Annotated in this window: 13 protein-coding genes and 1 pseudogene; 8 read left to right on the top strand and 6 right to left on the bottom strand. The window is 71.6% G+C overall.

Going from position 1 to position 14,916, the window contains the following annotated elements; all coding sequences use genetic code 11:
* Nucleotides 1-349 precede the first annotated feature (349 nt).
* The 4 genes from uvrB to Phou_RS04615 are packed head-to-tail and all read left to right on the top strand — an operon-like array spanning nucleotide 350 to nucleotide 4,569.
* Nucleotides 350-2,479, top strand: a complete 2,130-nt coding sequence (gene uvrB, locus Phou_RS04630; RefSeq protein WP_173053837.1) for an excinuclease ABC subunit UvrB — start codon at nucleotides 350-352, stop codon at nucleotides 2,477-2,479.
* A 3-nt stretch (nucleotides 2,480-2,482) separates the two neighbouring features.
* A complete protein-coding gene (locus Phou_RS04625; protein WP_173053835.1) occupies nucleotides 2,483-3,280 on the top strand; it encodes a helix-turn-helix domain-containing protein in 798 nt (265 codons plus the stop codon).
* 5 nt (nucleotides 3,281-3,285) lie between these two features.
* On the top strand, nucleotides 3,286-3,657 hold the full coding sequence (locus tag Phou_RS04620; RefSeq protein ID WP_173053833.1) for a VOC family protein: 372 nt from the start codon (nucleotides 3,286-3,288) through the stop codon (nucleotides 3,655-3,657).
* A gap of 60 nt (nucleotides 3,658-3,717) precedes the next feature.
* Nucleotides 3,718-4,569: a GNAT family N-acetyltransferase gene (locus Phou_RS04615; protein WP_173053831.1), complete on the top strand. Its 852-nt coding sequence runs from the start codon at nucleotides 3,718-3,720 to the stop codon at nucleotides 4,567-4,569.
* Here the strand turns inward: Phou_RS04615 and Phou_RS04610 are convergent.
* Nucleotides 4,532-5,119, bottom strand: a complete 588-nt coding sequence (locus Phou_RS04610; protein ID WP_173053829.1) for a TetR/AcrR family transcriptional regulator — start codon at nucleotides 5,117-5,119, stop codon at nucleotides 4,532-4,534. The genes Phou_RS04615 and Phou_RS04610 overlap by 38 nt on opposite strands.
* Nucleotides 5,120-5,133: 14 nt before the next feature.
* On the opposite strand from Phou_RS04610, the gene Phou_RS04605 reads away from it, so the two are divergent.
* The gene (locus Phou_RS04605) at nucleotides 5,134-5,580 is read left to right on the top strand and encodes an SRPBCC family protein (RefSeq protein WP_173053827.1); all 447 of its coding nucleotides are present in this window, start codon (nucleotides 5,134-5,136) and stop codon (nucleotides 5,578-5,580) included.
* A gap of 671 nt (nucleotides 5,581-6,251) precedes the next feature.
* On the opposite strand, the gene Phou_RS04600 is transcribed toward Phou_RS04605, so the two are convergent.
* On the bottom strand, nucleotides 6,252-6,545 hold the full coding sequence (locus Phou_RS04600) for an antibiotic biosynthesis monooxygenase family protein (protein ID WP_173053824.1): 294 nt from the start codon (nucleotides 6,543-6,545) through the stop codon (nucleotides 6,252-6,254).
* Nucleotides 6,546-6,843: 298 nt separating this feature from the next.
* Between Phou_RS04600 and Phou_RS04595 the strand changes: the two genes are divergently transcribed.
* Complete coding sequence (locus Phou_RS04595) at nucleotides 6,844-7,845, top strand: TerC family protein (protein ID WP_173053822.1); 1,002 nt, start codon at nucleotides 6,844-6,846, stop codon at nucleotides 7,843-7,845.
* Here the strand turns inward: Phou_RS04595 and Phou_RS04590 are convergent.
* From Phou_RS04590 to typA, 4 genes are read right to left on the bottom strand one after another with little or no spacing between them, the layout of a single operon-like run.
* Nucleotides 7,829-8,737, bottom strand: a complete 909-nt coding sequence (locus Phou_RS04590) for a C40 family peptidase (protein WP_173053820.1) — start codon at nucleotides 8,735-8,737, stop codon at nucleotides 7,829-7,831. The two genes, Phou_RS04595 and Phou_RS04590, sit on opposite strands and share 17 nt — an antisense overlap.
* A complete protein-coding gene (locus Phou_RS04585; protein ID WP_173053818.1) occupies nucleotides 8,727-9,809 on the bottom strand; it encodes a mandelate racemase/muconate lactonizing enzyme family protein in 1,083 nt (360 codons plus the stop codon). The genes Phou_RS04590 and Phou_RS04585 overlap by 11 nt, the downstream gene beginning before the upstream one ends.
* Nucleotides 9,806-10,564, bottom strand: a complete 759-nt coding sequence (locus tag Phou_RS04580) for a serine hydrolase (protein ID WP_173053816.1) — start codon at nucleotides 10,562-10,564, stop codon at nucleotides 9,806-9,808. Before Phou_RS04580 ends, Phou_RS04585 begins: the two co-directional genes overlap by 4 nt.
* Entirely contained in the window at nucleotides 10,554-12,416 is a 1,863-nt protein-coding gene (gene typA / locus Phou_RS04575; RefSeq protein WP_173053814.1) for a translational GTPase TypA, read from the bottom strand. The genes Phou_RS04580 and typA overlap by 11 nt, the downstream gene beginning before the upstream one ends.
* Nucleotides 12,417-12,534: 118 nt before the next feature.
* Between typA and Phou_RS04570 the strand changes: the two are divergent.
* Both Phou_RS04570 and Phou_RS04565 read left to right on the top strand, forming a co-directional pair.
* Nucleotides 12,535-13,914: pseudogene (locus tag Phou_RS04570) on the top strand (DedA family protein); the annotation flags it as partial.
* A 138-nt stretch (nucleotides 13,915-14,052) separates the two neighbouring features.
* The gene (locus Phou_RS04565) at nucleotides 14,053-14,841 is read left to right on the top strand and encodes a lytic transglycosylase domain-containing protein (RefSeq protein WP_173058113.1); all 789 of its coding nucleotides are present in this window, start codon (nucleotides 14,053-14,055) and stop codon (nucleotides 14,839-14,841) included.
* The last annotated feature ends 75 nt before the right edge of the window (nucleotides 14,842-14,916 follow it).

Raw genomic sequence — 14,916 nt, 5'->3', positions numbered from 1 at the left:
ATGATCCGTCGCCGTTCGAAGCTTGCCTTCACGCGAGGTTGAACGCGCTGCGGGTCGGATGGGTGGCGGGCAGGCCCTGGAAAAGATGGGGCGCTCGCGGCGGCCGGTCAGCGCGTCCTGCGCGACCGCGTCGGGTGCGCTCACCGGCGTGGTGCCGGGGCTGCGACCCTGCGCCGGGCTGATCGGCCGGTGTGGAGGCCCGATCGTGATCCCGGTCGGCCGCCGCGAGCGGCCTACACGTAGAACGGTAGCGCGGTGATCTTTCCCACACAACGCCAATATCGAAGTTGATCGCATGGGGAACGCCGTGCGGAGGATGTTGTCACACCGGCGGCGTACGGTTTAGCGCATGGGTCTCGACATCCCGCGACTCGACGGCCGCTTCGCGGTCGTGAGCGACTTCAAACCTTCCGGCGACCAGCCGACGGCCATCGACGACCTTGAGCGTCGAGTGCGCCGCGGCGACCGCCACACGGTGCTCATGGGCGCCACCGGCACGGGCAAGAGCGCGACCACCGCCTGGCTGGTGGAGCGCATGCAGCGTCCCACGCTGGTGCTCGCCCACAACAAGACGCTGTGTGCGCAGCTCGCCAAGGAGTTCCGGGAGCTGATGCCCAACAACGCGGTGGAGTATTTCGTCTCGTACTACGACTACTACCAGCCCGAGGCGTACATCCCGCAGACGGACACGTACATCGAGAAGGACTCCTCGGTCAACGAAGAGGTCGAGCGGCTGCGCCACTCGGCCACGATGTCGCTGCTCACCCGGCGCGACGTGATCGTGGTGGCCACCGTCTCGGCGATCTACGGCCTGGGCACCCCGTCGGAGTACCTCGACCGGTCGGTGCGCGTGCGCGTCGGCGAGGAGGTCGACCGCGACAAGCTGCTGCGCCGCCTCGTCGAAATCCAGTACACGCGCAACGACATGTCGTTCTCCCGCGGCACGTTCCGGGTACGCGGCGACACGCTCGAGATCATCCCGGCGTACGAGGAGCTGGCCGTCCGCGTCGAGCTCTTCGGCGACGAGGTGGAAAAGCTCTACTACCTGCACCCGCTCACCGGCGACGTGGTCAAGGAGGTCGACCAGCTGCTCATCTTCCCGGCCACCCACTACACGGCCGGGCCGGAGCGGATGGAGCGGGCGCTGCGTGGCATCGAGGCCGAGCTGGCCGAGCGCCTCGCCGAGCTGGAGGGGCAGGGCAAGCTGCTGGAGGCACAGCGGCTGCGCATGCGCACGACGTACGACGTGGAGATGATGCGCCAGGTCGGCTTCTGCAACGGCATCGAAAACTACTCGATGCACATCGACGGCCGCACCCACGGCGACCCGCCGCACTGCCTCCTCGACTACTTCCCCGACGACTTCATGACCGTCATCGACGAGTCGCACCAGACGATCCCGCAGATCGGCGCGATGTACGAGGGCGACGCCTCGCGCAAGCGGCTGCTGATCGAGCACGGCTTCCGGCTGCCGAGCGCCGCCGACAACAGGCCGCTGCGGTTCGACGAGTTCCTGGAGCGCGTGGGGCAGATGGTGTTCCTGTCCGCCACGCCGGGCCCGTGGGAGCTGCAGCACTCCGGCGGCGAGTTCGTCGAGCAGGTGATCCGCCCGACCGGCCTCGTCGACCCCCAGGTGCTGATCAAGCCGACCAAGGGCCAGATCGACGACCTCATGCACGAGATCCAGCTGCGCACCGAGCGCGACGAGCGGGTGCTGGTCACCACGCTCACCAAGAAGATGGCCGAGGATCTCACGGACTACCTGCTGGAGCACGGCATCCGGGTGCGCTACCTGCACTCCGAAGTGGACACGCTGCGTCGGGTGGAGCTGCTGCGCGAGCTGCGCAAGGGCGACTACGACGTGCTGGTCGGCATCAACCTGCTGCGGGAGGGCCTCGACCTGCCCGAGGTGTCGCTGGTCGCGATCCTCGACGCCGACAAGGAGGGCTTCCTGCGCAGCGGCACGTCGCTGATCCAGACGATCGGCCGTGCCGCGCGAAACGTGTCCGGCGAGGTCCACATGTACGCGGACAAGATCACGCCGTCGATGGCCACCGCGATCGACGAGACCAACCGGCGGCGCGCCAAGCAGGTGGCGTACAACGAGGCGAACGGGATCTCCCCGGAGCCACTCCGCAAGAAGATCCACGACATCCTCGACGACATCTACCGCGAGGCCGACGACACCGAGGGCGCGCTCGGCGGCCACGGCCCGGGCGGTCACGTGATCGGCGGCTCGGGGCGGCAGATGTCGCGGGGCAAGGCGCCGGTGCCGCAGACGCGTTCGCGGGGCAAGGCGGCCACCCCGTCCCGCGAGGGCATGGCCCGCGCCGACCTGGCCCAGCTCATCCAGGACCTCAACGACCAGATGCTGGCCGCCGCGCGCGAGCTGCAGTTCGAGCTGGCGGCCCGGATCCGCGACGAGGTGCACGAGCTGAAGAAGGAGCTGCGCGGGATGGACGCGGCCGGGGTGAAGTAGGCCGTGGCGCTGGCGTTCACGCGTGGCCGTCCGCACCCCCGGCTCCGGCCGTACGTGGGTGAGTACACCGGCTACGTGGAGCGCGCCGGCGGCGTGCTGCGCCGGCGGGAGCTGCCCGGTTCGCGGGTGGTGCTCGTCGTCGGGTGGGGCGACCCGCTCGACGTGGCGCACCCGCGCGCGACGGACGGCGGGGCGGCCGGGGTGGCGTCGTTCGCCAGCGGCCTCTTCGACACGTACGCCGAGACCACCCTCACCGGCACCGGCCGCGGCGTGCAGCTGATGCTCGACCCGCTCGACGCCGGCCGCCTCTTCGGCCTGCCGGCGGGCGAGCTGACCAACCGCGCGGTCCCGCTCGACGCGCTGCCCGGCGGCTGGGCGGACCTGCCCGACCGCCTCGCCGCCCAGCCCGACTGGCCGAGCCGCTTCGCGGTGCTGGACGAGGTGCTCGGCGCGCGGCTGGCCGGCGCGCCACCGCCGGAGTCGCGGGTGGCATGGGCGTGGCGGCGCCTGCTGCGCGCGCGGGGCGGGGTCGCGATCGGCGAGCTGGCGGCCGAGCTGGGCTGGAGCCGCCGGCACCTCGCCGCGACGTTCCGCCGGGAGATCGGCCTGACGCCGAAGACCGCCGCCCGGGTGGTGCGTTTCCAGCACGCGCGCTCGCACCCGGCGGGCGGGTGGGCCGAGGTCGCCGCCGCTTGTGGCTACTACGACCAGGCGCACCTGATCCGCGACTTCCGCGAGTTCACCGGGGCGACGCCGGGTCACATTCGTCCAATCGCGCTGGAGCTTGCCGGCGCAGACTGAGCCGCATGCGAAGCATCTACCCGGTCTTCCGGTACACCGACGCCAAGTCCGCGATCGACTGGCTTGTCGACGCGTTCGGGTTCGAACGGACCTCGGTCAGCGAAGGGCCCGACGGCACAGTGGCACACGCCGAGCTGACCCACGGCACGGGCATGGTCATGGTCAGCCAGCGGCAGGGGCCGGTTCCGGCGGTGCCGGACGCGGACGACTGGCGCGTGTACCTCGCGGTGGACGACGTCGATGCCCACCACGCCCGAGCGGTCGCGGCCGGCGCCGAGGTGATCATGCCGCTGACCGACCAGCCGTACGGCTCCCGCGAGTACGGTGCCCGCGACCTGGAGGGCAACTGCTGGTCGTTCGGTACCTACCGCCCCTGAGCGCACCGGCCGGCGGAAAATCCGGCGCGCATGAGCCTCGATGCGCCGTAGGGTCATGGCGTGCGCGACGGAGAGTTGACCTGGGGCCCGCTCGACCGTGCCGGTGACCGGGACGCGGTGGCCGCGCTGGCGGAGCGGTGCCACGCGGCGGACGGCGGGATGCCGGAGGTCACCACCAGCCGGTTCGCGGCCGACGGCGTGACCACGACCGGCGGCCGCACGGCTACGGGGGTGCTGGTCGCGGCGGCCGCCGTCCGCCCGCTGTCGCCGGGCGCGGCGTTCATCGGCCTCGTCGACCCGGAGCACCGCGGGCGCGGCGCCGGCGCCGCCCTGCTCGACTGGGGCATCGGCACGGCGGGTCCGGACCTGACGGTGGAGACCGAGGCGCTCACGGCGGAGGGCGAGCGGCTCTTCGCCAGCCGGGGGCTGCGCCAGGTCTTCGCCGAAGACGTGATGCGCGTCGACCTCGCCGCCGACCCGCCGGCCGCGCCGCTCCCGGCGGACCTCGTCCTGCACGAGTGGACGCCCGACCTGGCCGTCCGCTTCTTCACCGCGTACGAGGCGGCCTTCCGTGAGCGCCCCGGCTATCCCGGCTGGCCGGCCGAGCGGTGGGTGGCCTGGACCGCCGGCGACGACGAGTTTCGTCCACAGTGGTCACTGCTGGCGGCCGGGCCGGGCGGCGATGCCGGCTTCGTCACCAGCAGCGAGGGCTGGATCGTCCAGGTCGGCGTGGTGCCGTCGTGGCGCGGCCGGGGCGTCGGCGGCGCGCTGGTGACCGAGGCGCTGCGCCGCATGCGGGCCGAGGGCGCGGGGCACGCGCTGCTCGACGTCCACGTGGACAACCCGGCCGCGCACCTCTACCGGCGGCTCGGCTTCACGACGCTGGGTCGGCGGGCGAAGTTTCGGCGGTGAGCGCCTCGTAGGCCGCCGCGAAGCGCTCGGCCGCCGCGTCCACGCCGGCCCGGTCGCCGGTGGCGAGCAGGTCGAGCAGCAGCCCGCGCATGACCGCCACGCCCAGCCGCGCGTCGGCACGGGCCACCTCCTCCGGCACCCCGCGGGCGCGGGCGAACTCGACCGCCGGCGCGAGCCACGACTCGACGATGCCGTCCAGCAGCGGCAGCGCGTGGGTGCGGCCCTGCAGCGCCTGCCCGTACACCTCGAAGAACAGCCGCTCGTGCGGCGCGAGCGCGGGGTCGGCGAAGCGGCGCCACATGCGCCGGATCGCGTCGCCGGGCGTGACCGCCTCGTCCAGGCCGAGGTCGCCGAAGGCCTCGCGCTGGCGCCGCTCGACCGCCCGGATCACCTCGACCAGCAGCCCTTCCTTGCTGCCGAAGTGGTAGATGAGCATGCGGTGGCTGGTGCCGAGCGCCGCCGCGAGCTGCCGCAGGCTCAGGTCGCTGAGGCCGTGCGCGGCGAGGTGGTCGATGGCGGCGTCGAGGAGGCGCTGCCGGGGATCGGGCATGTACCATATGGTACATGCGTGTGCAGGACATCGATGTGACGGCGCGCTCGACGGCGGGCGCCGATGTGGTGTACCGGCTGCTTCAGGACGGCGCGACCTGGCCGACGTGGTCGGGGTTGGGCTCGTTCACGCTGGAGCGGCCCGACGCGACGGGCGGCGAGGGGGTCGGCGCGGTGCGGATCTTCCGGACCTGGCCGTTCACCAACCGCGAGGAGATCGTCGAGGCGGTGCCGGGCCGCCGCTTCAGCTACCGGCTGCTGTCGGGCATGGCACTCGACGGCTACCGCGCCGACGTCGACCTCACCCCGGACGGCGACGGGACGCTGATCCGGTGGCACTCGACGTTCACGGCGAGGCGGCCGTGGATGGGCGGCTTTTACCGGCGCTTCCTGGCCTACTTCATCCAGGGGTGCGCCAAGGGGTTGGCCGAGGCGGCCGCGAAGCACCAGCGGACGTTGTAGCGGCGCGCGAGCCGCTCACGGACACCGCCTGCCGCCGGCGTGGGGGACCTGGTTGGTTCGGTCTGCGTTTGTGCGGTCCGAGGTTCCAGGTCGCCACATGCGCGCCCGACCCGAGCACGACCGGCTGGTTCACCTTGATCCAGATCTGGTCAGCTCGGTTGGTTCCGCGCCCCGCGAACTGGCGTGCACCGTGATGGGTCCTGTCCTCCCGGGCCACCGTCGCGGCGGTCCGGGAGACCACTTGGCGGACCGGGTCCCGCGTCGCCGGGGTCGCCCGATGCCGGCGACGCGAGCTGCGCTGCGCGATCGGAAGCCGCCGGCCACCACCAGTGTCGCCGTCACCCGCCGCGGCCGCCACGGTCATGGTCAGCCCGCGAGCCTGGGCGCGAGGGGTGAGTCAGGCTGCCGGTATCCCCTCGGTCTCGCGCAGCATCAGCACCGACAGGCCGGAGGTGTGCCCTCTCGGCGCCACGACCCAAGCCAAGTGGCCCCCGGCGCGTCCGTCGCGGCGGTATCGGGGAGCGCGCTTAGAGCACCGCACGCTGCTGCCGCGGGAGGCCACGCAGCGCGCGCCGAACCGACCCCTCCGCCTTGACGCGGCCCTGATGAGCGCCAAGCCGAGCGACCGCGCCGCTGTCACGAAACCCGCCGAGGGGAGAGAGATGCCTGGGTCAGGCGGGCACGTCGAAGAAGTGCTCCACCACCGGCGGCGACGCGAAATACGGCCCGATGTGCGAGCGCCACGTCGTGAAGCGCTCGCTCTCCCGGAAGTTTTGCGTGTGCGCTTCGATCGAGTCCCACTCCACGAGGAGCACGAAGCGTGAGGGCGACTCGACGCCGCGGGTCATGCGGACGGAACGGCAGCCGGGCGTGCTGGCGAGGACCGGGTGACCCTTCGCGTACGCAGCCGCGAAGTCGTCCTCCTGACCTGGGTTGACGTCGATCAACGCGACTTCGAGCACCATGCGGGCAGCCTACCGGACCTAGCCTCCTAGGAAGCTTGAGTGGCTGTGCTAGGAGTCGCAGGGCGTGGGTGTGCCAAAACCCGCGCCGATGGTGGATGATGGGGGCTGTAGGAGGGGAGTATTCCCCCGCGACTTTGTCGTCAACACGGTCGTCACCGGTGCAAGCCGGCCGAGGACCCGGCATTGTCGGTCGCCAGTCCACCGGGGTTCTCCCGCGGGCGGCGGAAGAGACCTCCGACAGAGTTCACATCGCTTCGTCCATGACGGGGCGATGTCGTATGTCTGCCGGAGGTTTCTTTTGGACGTGTCCACCGGGGTGTGGGTCGTCACCCTCGTCGTTCTCGGCGCGGTGCTCGCTGTCGACCTGCTCATCATCGGTCGCCGCCCACACGAGCCCAGCATCAAAGAGTCCAGCATCTGGGTGAGCTTCTACGTCGCCCTCGCGCTGCTCTTCGGCGTCGGGGTCTGGGTGACCACCGGCGGCACGATCGCGGGCGAGTTCTACGCTGGCTGGCTCACGGAGTACAGCCTTTCGGTCGACAACCTGTTCGTCTTCGTGATCATCATGAGCCGCTTCGCGGTGCCCCGTAAGTTCCAGCAGGAAGTGCTGCTCATCGGCATCATCCTGGCGCTGGTGATGCGGGGTGGCTTCATCGCGGCGGGCGCGGCGCTGATCTCGCAGTTCGCCTGGGTGTTCTACATCTTCGGGGCGTTCCTGATCTACACGGCCATCAACCTCGCACGCGAGGGCGAGATGGACGCCGAGGACTACAAGGAAAACGTCGTCATCCGCTACGCGCGGAGGGCTCTGCGGGTCTCCAACGACTACGGCACCGGCCGCTTCACGACGACAAACAGCGCCGGACGGCGCATGTTCACGCCGCTGCTGCTCGTGATGATCGCGATCGGCACGACCGACCTCATCTTCGCGCTCGACTCGATCCCGGCGATCTTCGGCATCACCGACGAGCCGTACCTGGTCTTCACCGCCAACGTGTTCGCGCTGATGGGCCTGCGCCAGCTGTACTTCCTGCTCGGCGGCCTCCTGGAGCGGCTTGTCTACCTGTCGCTGGGGCTCTCGGTGATCCTCGGCTTCATCGGCGTCAAGCTGGTGCTCGAGGCGCTCGCCGACAACAACGTGCCGTTCATCAACGGCGGCGAGCACGTCGGCTGGGCGCCGCACATCCCGATCTGGCTGTCGCTGACCGTCATCATTGGCACGCTGGTGATCGCGACCGTGGCCAGCCTCGTCAAGTCGTCGCGGGACAGCAAGAAAGAGCTGGTCAGCGCCGACCACTGACGACGCGGTGGGTCGCCGCCAGCGTGGCGACCCGCTGCGGGGGCATCGGCTCCTCGACCACGAGGCGCCGCTCGGAGCAGGCGTGCAGCACGTGGCCGGGCCCTCGGTCGGACACGAAGCCCACATGGTGCGCGGGCCGGCCGGGGTGGGCGAAAAAGTACAGGTCACCTGGCTGCTCCTCGCCCGGCGGCACCGGCTCGGTCGCGTCCGCCTGGTCGCTCGCGTCGCGGGGCAGCCGCACGCCGAGGCGCCGCCACGCCAGGTGGACCAGCCCGGAGCAGTCGATGCCGTGACCGGACATGCCGCCCCACACGTACACGGAGTCGAGCAGCCGGCGCGCCTGCACGAGCACGTCGGTGGCGGGCGCCGCGTACGGCAGGGGCAGCACCGCGCCCGACTCCACCCACAGCGGACGGTCCTGACCCGGCACGTGCACCGGCGCGAAGCCGTCGACCGGTGCGCCGGCCGGGGCGAGGCGGGTGCCGAGGACCACGCCGGGCAGCGCGACCTCCCCGCCGGGCGCGTCCAGCAGCGCGGTCTCGACGGCGTCGACGACGAGTGACGGCTCGGGGAGCGCGCCGAAGGCGAGCTGCGACGCCGGCAGCCAACCCGGGTAGCCACGCGCGTCCAGCGGCGCGGCGGGCTGCTCGACCGCGACGACGCGGGCCCAGCCGTCCGGGCGTACCTGCTCGACGAGCACCCGCTCGCCCAGCAGCAGCTGACTGACGACACAGTCACCCACGCGCTGGTCACGGTCCAACCTGGACACCCAGGCCGCGACATCGGCGCGGGGCGCCAGGGCGGGCGCGTCGACCGGGCGGACCGCGGCCGGATCCGACCACAGTGTCGCCACCGCGGTCGCTATGAAACCAACTGCCGGCTCAGATACCATCCGTGGATATTATCTTCAAGCCCAGTCCCGGCGCCTCCGGCAGGACGACCTCCGCGCCCTCGTACCGGATGCCGCCCTCCACCGGCGACGAGGCGAGCCACCACGCGGCGTCCAGGTCCGGCACGGCCGTGGTGCCGTACGCCGCGACGAGGCTCGCCGCCGCCCCGATGCCCACCTGGCTCTCCATCATCGAGCCGACGACAGTGCCCATGCCGTGCGCGGCGGCCAGCTCCAGCAGCGTGCGGGCGGGGCCGAGGCCGCCGCACTTGGCGAGCTTCACGTTGACCATGTCGGCGGCCCGCCGGCGGATCACCTCGACGAGGTCGCGCACGCCGTACACCGCCTCGTCGGCCAGGATCGGCAGCGACACCCGCTCGCTCACCCAGGCCAGCCCGGCGAGGTCCCACGCGGGCACCGGCTGCTCCACGAGCTCGACGTCGAGCCCCGCGTCCTCGATGCCCCGGATCACCCGCACCGCCTCGCGCGGCGTCCACCCCTGGTTGGCGTCGAGCCGGATGCGCACCGCGGGACCGCCGGCCGCGCGCACCTCCCGTACCCGCGAAATGTCGCCCGCGGCATCGAGCCCGACCTTGAGCTTGAGCACCGCGAACCCCTCGGCCACCCGGTCCCGGGCCGCCGCGGCGAGGGCGCCGGCCTCGCCGGCGGAGAGCGTGACGTCCGTGGGAACCCGCGGCGCCGTCCCACCCAGAAAACGCGCCAGGGGTACGCCGAGCCGGCGCGCGGCGAGGTCGTGCAGTGCGGTGTCGACGGCTGCCTTGGCCGCCTCGTTGCCGGCGACCGCGCGCCCCACCTCGGCGAGCCTGGCCCGCAGGTCGTCCGGGTCGCGGCCGGTGAGCAGCGGCGCGAGGATCTCGCGCACGCACGCCTCGCTGCCAGGCACCGAGGCGCCGGTGACCTGCCACACCTGCGGCGCCTCGCCGAAGCCCGACCGCCCGTCGGCATCGACGACCTCGACCACCAGCGTCTCGACGGTCGTCGCGCGGCGCAGCGCGGTCACGAACGGCGTGTGCAGCGGCGCCGAGAGCCGGTGGGTGCGCACGGCCGCGATCATCGGTGCTCCCAGGCCCAGGCGGAGACCCGCGCGATGACCCCGCAGGCGTCGGCGTCGGGCAGGTCCGTGGTGGTGCAGACGGCGATCGCGTACGGCGGCGCGTCGTCCGGGAAGACCACGCCGGCACCGTGGCGCACGCCGTCGACCCAGCCGTTCTTGTGCGCGACGCGGGTGCCGGCGGGCAGGCCGGCGGCGAGGTCCTCGGTGCGTTCCTGCCGCAGCAGCGTGTCCAGCATCGCGTCCGGCGGCCCGAGCGTGCCCGCCACGATCGCGGTGAACAGCGCGGCGAGGTCGGCGGCGGTGACCAGGTTGGTGAGGCCGGCCTCGCGCGCCGCGTAGTCTTCGATGCCGCGGGCGGTCACGCTGTGCCGCGCGCCGGCCAGCGCCCACACCTCGGCGACCGCGTCCAGCCCGACGTGGCCGAGCACGATGTTGGTGGCGAGGTTGCTCGACTTCGTGATCATGCGGTCGGCCAGCCAGCCGAGCGGGGCGGTGCCGCCGATCCGCTCCCACACGCCCTTGTCGCTGTCGTAGTCGCGGGTGCAGCCGAACAGCCCGCCCGCCGCCGACCTGAACACGTTGTGTACCGGCACCGCGGCGTCGAGGTCCGCGCCCGAGCGGTGCAGCGCCGCGAGCACGGCGACCTTCATCGTGCTCGCGGCGTAGTGGGTCTCGTCCGGCAGCCGCGTGCGGCGCGCCGGTCCGTCCAATGGTCCGATGTAGACAGACACGCCTGGTGGCAGGCTATCCAGCATGCTTGCGCCGGGCGGTCTCCCGGGCCCGCTGGGTGGCCTCGAGCACGACCTTCCGCAGGCGCACCGCGGCCGGCGTCACCTCGACGCACTCGTCCTCGCGGCAGAACTCCAGCGCCTGTTCCAGCGAGAGCTTGCGCGGCGGGATCACCTTCTCCGTCTCCTCGGACGTGGAGGCGCGCATGTTGGTGAGCTTCTTCTCCTTGGTGATGTTGACGTCCATGTCGTCGGAGCGCGAGTTTTCCCCGACGATCATGCCCTCGTACACCTCGGTGGACGGCTCGACGAACAGCGTGCCCCGCTCCTGGAGGTTGAGCATCGCGAACGCGGTGACCGCGCCCGACCGGTCGGCGACAAGCGACCCGGTGTTGCGGGTGCGCAGCTCGCCGGCCCACGGCTCGTACGACTCGAAGACGTGGTGCAGGATGCCGGTGCCGCGGGTGTCGGTCAGGAACTCGGTGCGGAAGCCGATCAGGCCGCGCGCCGGCACCAGCCACTCCATCCGGATCCAGCCGGTGCCGTGGTTGACGAGCTGCTCCATGCGGCCCTTGCGGGTGGCCAGGAGCTGGGTGATCGCGCCGAGGTGCTCGTCGGGCGCGTCGATGGTGAGGCGCTCCACCGGCTCGTAGATCTTGCCGTCGACCACCCGGGTCACCACCTGTGGCTTGCCGACGGTCAGCTCGTACTGCTCGCGGCGCATCTGCTCGACCAGGATGGCGAGGGCCAGCTCGCCGCGGCCCTGCACCTCCCAGGTGTCCGGGCGTTCGGTGGGCAGGACGCGGAGCGAGACGTTGCCGACCAGCTCGCGGTCGAGGCGGTCCTTGACCATGCGGGCGGTGACCTTCGCGCCCTTGACCCGGCCGACCAGCGGCGAGGTGTTGGTGCCGATGGTCATCGAGATGGCCGGCTCGTCGACGGTGATGCGGGGGAGCGCGATGGGGTTTTCCGCGTCGGCGAGCGTGTCACCGATCATGATCTCGGGGATGCCGGCGACCGCGATGATGTCGCCCGGCCCGGCCTCGTCGGCCGGCTTGCGCTCCAGCCCGTCGGTCATCAGCAGCTCGGAGATGCGCACCTTCTCCTCGGCGCCGCCCTCGCGGCACCAGACCACCGTCTGCCCCTTGCGGATCGTGCCCTGCCGCACCCGGCACAGCGCGAGCCGGCCCAGGAACGGCGAGGCGTCGAGGTTGGTGACGTGCGCCTGCAGTGGCGCCTCCTCGTCGTACGCCGGGGCGGGGATCGTGTCGAGCAGCGTCTGGAAGAGCGGCTGGAGGTCGGTGGAGTCGGGCATCGCCCCGTCGGCCGGCTGGCTGAGGGAGGCGAGGCCGTCGCGGGCGCACGCGTACACGATCGGGAAGTCGATCTGGGCCTCGTCGGCGTCGAGGTCGAGGAAGAGCTCGTACGTGTCGTCGACCACTTCTTTGATCCGCGCGTCCGGCCGGTCGACCTTGTTGATCACCAGGATGATCGGCAGGCGGGCCTTGAGCGCCTTGCGCAGCACGAAGCGCGTCTGCGGCAGCGGCCCCTCGCTCGCGTCGACAAGCAGCAGCACGCCGTCGACCATCGTGAGGCCGCGCTCGACCTCGCCGCCGAAGTCGGCGTGGCCAGGCGTGTCGATGATGTTGATGGTGACGGGGGTGCCGTCAGCCGGTACATAACGGACGGCGGTGTTCTTGGCGAGGATCGTGATGCCCTTTTCCCGCTCAAGGTCCATCGAGTCCATCACCCGGTCGGCCATCTCGCCGCGGCTGTGGATGGCCCCGGCTTGCCGCAGCATGGCGTCGACCAAGGTCGTCTTGCCGTGGTCGACGTGGGCGATGATCGCGACGTTCCGGAGGTCCGAGCGGGTCTGCATACCGTCCATTGTCCCGAACCTGTGATCATCGGCCAGCGCCGGGGGTTGGCGCCCGTGGGACACGCGCCCAAGCTGTCACATTGGCCTGGCATGCTGTCGTACGTGTACCGGGGCACGCGTGCAAGAGCTGGTAAACCTCCTGACCGACCTACCGCCGCTGCTCGTCTACATCGTCGCGGCGGTCCTCGTCGCGGGCGAGACTGCGGTCATCGTCGGTTTGATGGTGCCGGCCGAGGCCACGCTGCTCACCGTCGGCTTCCTGGCCTACCTCGGCACGCTCCGCCTCGGCCCGGCCGTGGCCGTCATGATCGTCGCCGCGCTGACCGGCGACGCGCTCGCCTTCCGCAGCGGCCGCCGCTACGGACCCAAGCTGCGCTCCGGGCGCTGGGGTGCGCGGATCGGGCACGAGCGCTGGCGTAAGGCCGACGCGATGCTGGAGCGGCTCGGCGGGCGGGCGATGTTCGGCGCGCGGTGGGTGGCGTTCGTGCGCACGCTCGCCCCGCGCCTTGCCGGCGGCGCGGGCATGCCGTACCGGCGCTTCGCCCCGTGGAACGCACTGGGCGTGGTCACCTGGGTCGGCACCTCCGTCGCCGTCGGTTTCCTGGCCGGCGAGTCCTACGAGACGGTCTCCCGCTACCTCGGCAAGGCCACCGGCGCGGTGCTGATCCTGCTCGTCGCCGTCATCGCCATTGTCCTACTTGGACGGTGGCTGGGCCGCAACCCGGACCCGGCGTTCGCGCTGGCCCGCAGGGCGGGGGCACTCCCGCCGATGCGGTGGGTCACCCAGCGGTACGGGCTGCTGTTCTTCCTGCTCTCCATGCGCTTCGGACCGGGCTGGGCGTTCGTGGCCAACCTCGTCTTCGGCCTGGCCCTGCTGCTGCTGTTCGCGTTCGCGATGGCTTTCGTCGTCAACGCCGTGGTGCGCCACAGTGGACTGTCCGTGGTGGACGACGCGATCGCCAACTGGCTCGCCGCGCGGCGCACCGACGGCTTCGCCCACGCGGCGGACGTGGTGGTCGACGTGTTCGGACCCAAGAGCCTCGTGGTCGTCGTGGCGCTGGCCGCGCTCCTGCTCGGCTGGCGCCGCCGGTCGTGGCGGGGCGACCTTGTCACGCTCGTGGCGACGGCCGGCGCGTTCCTGCCGCTGTTGCTGCTCGCCGTCGCGGAGCGGGCCCTCGCCGAGCGGTTCTTCCTGACCCAGCACGCGGTCGTCACCGCGAGCCTCTGCACGCTGGCCTGGCTGTTCGCGCGCCGCACCCGGTGGATGATCGGTGTGGCCGTGTGGACCGCGGCGGTCGTCGCCGTGGTGACGGTCACGGCCGCGCGCCTCTACGTCGGCTGGAACACGGCCAGCCAGCTCGTCACGTCGGTGCTGCTCGGCGTGCTGTGGACGGCCGTCTTCATGGTCGCTTGGGCCACGCGGGGCCGCGTCGAAAACCGGTCGCCCGATGTGCCAGACATGTCGGGTTCAGCCCCCGGTAGCCCCACGACGAGCTGTTATGGTGCGCAGCGTGCTACGCGGGGGCGTCAGCTGCCACGGCCCGATCGGCCATGGTGCGAGCCTCGCGGCCGCAAGCGAGAGGTAGGCACGGTGAGGGTGCGCACGGGGGTCGTCGCGGTTCTTACGTTGTTCGCGATGGCGGGTTGCCTGGAGCAGACGCCGAGCGCGACGGGCGGTGCGCCGCCCGACTCCGCGGTCACCACCGAGGGGACGCAGGTCGAGCCCCTGGCGCAGGAGTGGGGTGCCGCGCCCACGCCGAGCGCGTCGGCCTCGCCCACGCCGAAGAAGTCGCCGACCACGCGCCCGCCGGCCAAGCCGAAGCCCAAGCGCAAGCCGCCGGTGGAGACCCAGCTGCCGCCGCCCACGCCGCCGAAGCCGCCGGTGTCCGGGTGCACCAGCCCGAAGTACGAGGGGACCGCGGCCACCCGCGCCCAGGTCAAGGAGGCCCTGACCGCGGCGGCCGGCCGCACGTACTGGCCGACCTCGGCGCCGAGCATCAAGGTGCCGGTCAACCTCGTCAAGGCCACGGCGTGGCAGGAGAGCGGCTGGCAGTCGAACATTATCGCGTGCGACGGCGGGATCGGGCTGATGCAGGTGATGCCGGACACTGCCGCGTTCGTCAACCAGCGCTTCGGCAAGTCGTACGACATCCGCACGTACACCGACAACGCCTCGCTGGGCGCCAACTACCTTGCCTGGCTCATCAAGTACTTCGGCGACGTCTACTTCGAGGGCGACTACACACTCGACACGAGCGGTGGCTGCGCGAGCCACACCGCGCCGTGCCTCGTCAACGCGGTCATCGCGTCGTACAACTTCGGGTTCGGCGCCGTCGACACCGACGCGGGGCTGGTGATCCCCAACCCGCGGTACGTGGAAAACGTCCGCGCCCTGATGACCGGCTGCGAGTGCCTCTCCTTCTGAGTCGGGGCGCCGCCGCCTTGTCCCGTAGGCACGCCGGTGTCTTCTCAGGACTTTTTTCACAATTTTCTCCTGAGT

The organism is Phytohabitans houttuyneae (genome assembly GCF_011764425.1).
Taxonomy (GTDB): domain Bacteria; phylum Actinomycetota; class Actinomycetes; order Mycobacteriales; family Micromonosporaceae; genus Phytohabitans; species Phytohabitans houttuyneae.
This window is presented reverse-complemented; position numbering and strand designations above follow the sequence as displayed.

What these genes read in the sequence shown, in the direction of transcription:
- Phou_RS04565 (WP_173058113.1), top strand. Translation starts at nt 14,053, where the DNA reads ATGGCGGGTTGCCTGGAGCAGACGCCGAGCGCGACGGGCGGTGCGCCG.
- typA (WP_173053814.1), bottom strand. Translation starts at nt 12,416, where the DNA reads ATGCAGACCCGCTCGGACCTCCGGAACGTCGCGATCATCGCCCACGTC.
- Phou_RS04610 (WP_173053829.1), bottom strand. Translation starts at nt 5,119, where the DNA reads ATGCCCGATCCCCGGCAGCGCCTCCTCGACGCCGCCATCGACCACCTC.
- uvrB (WP_173053837.1), top strand. Translation starts at nt 350, where the DNA reads ATGGGTCTCGACATCCCGCGACTCGACGGCCGCTTCGCGGTCGTGAGC.
- Phou_RS04620 (WP_173053833.1), top strand. Translation starts at nt 3,286, where the DNA reads ATGCGAAGCATCTACCCGGTCTTCCGGTACACCGACGCCAAGTCCGCG.
- Phou_RS04590 (WP_173053820.1), bottom strand. Translation starts at nt 8,737, where the DNA reads ATGGTATCTGAGCCGGCAGTTGGTTTCATAGCGACCGCGGTGGCGACA.
- Phou_RS04605 (WP_173053827.1), top strand. Translation starts at nt 5,134, where the DNA reads ATGCGTGTGCAGGACATCGATGTGACGGCGCGCTCGACGGCGGGCGCC.
- Phou_RS04600 (WP_173053824.1), bottom strand. Translation starts at nt 6,545, where the DNA reads ATGGTGCTCGAAGTCGCGTTGATCGACGTCAACCCAGGTCAGGAGGAC.
- Phou_RS04585 (WP_173053818.1), bottom strand. Translation starts at nt 9,809, where the DNA reads ATGATCGCGGCCGTGCGCACCCACCGGCTCTCGGCGCCGCTGCACACG.
- Phou_RS04580 (WP_173053816.1), bottom strand. Translation starts at nt 10,564, where the DNA reads ATGCTGGATAGCCTGCCACCAGGCGTGTCTGTCTACATCGGACCATTG.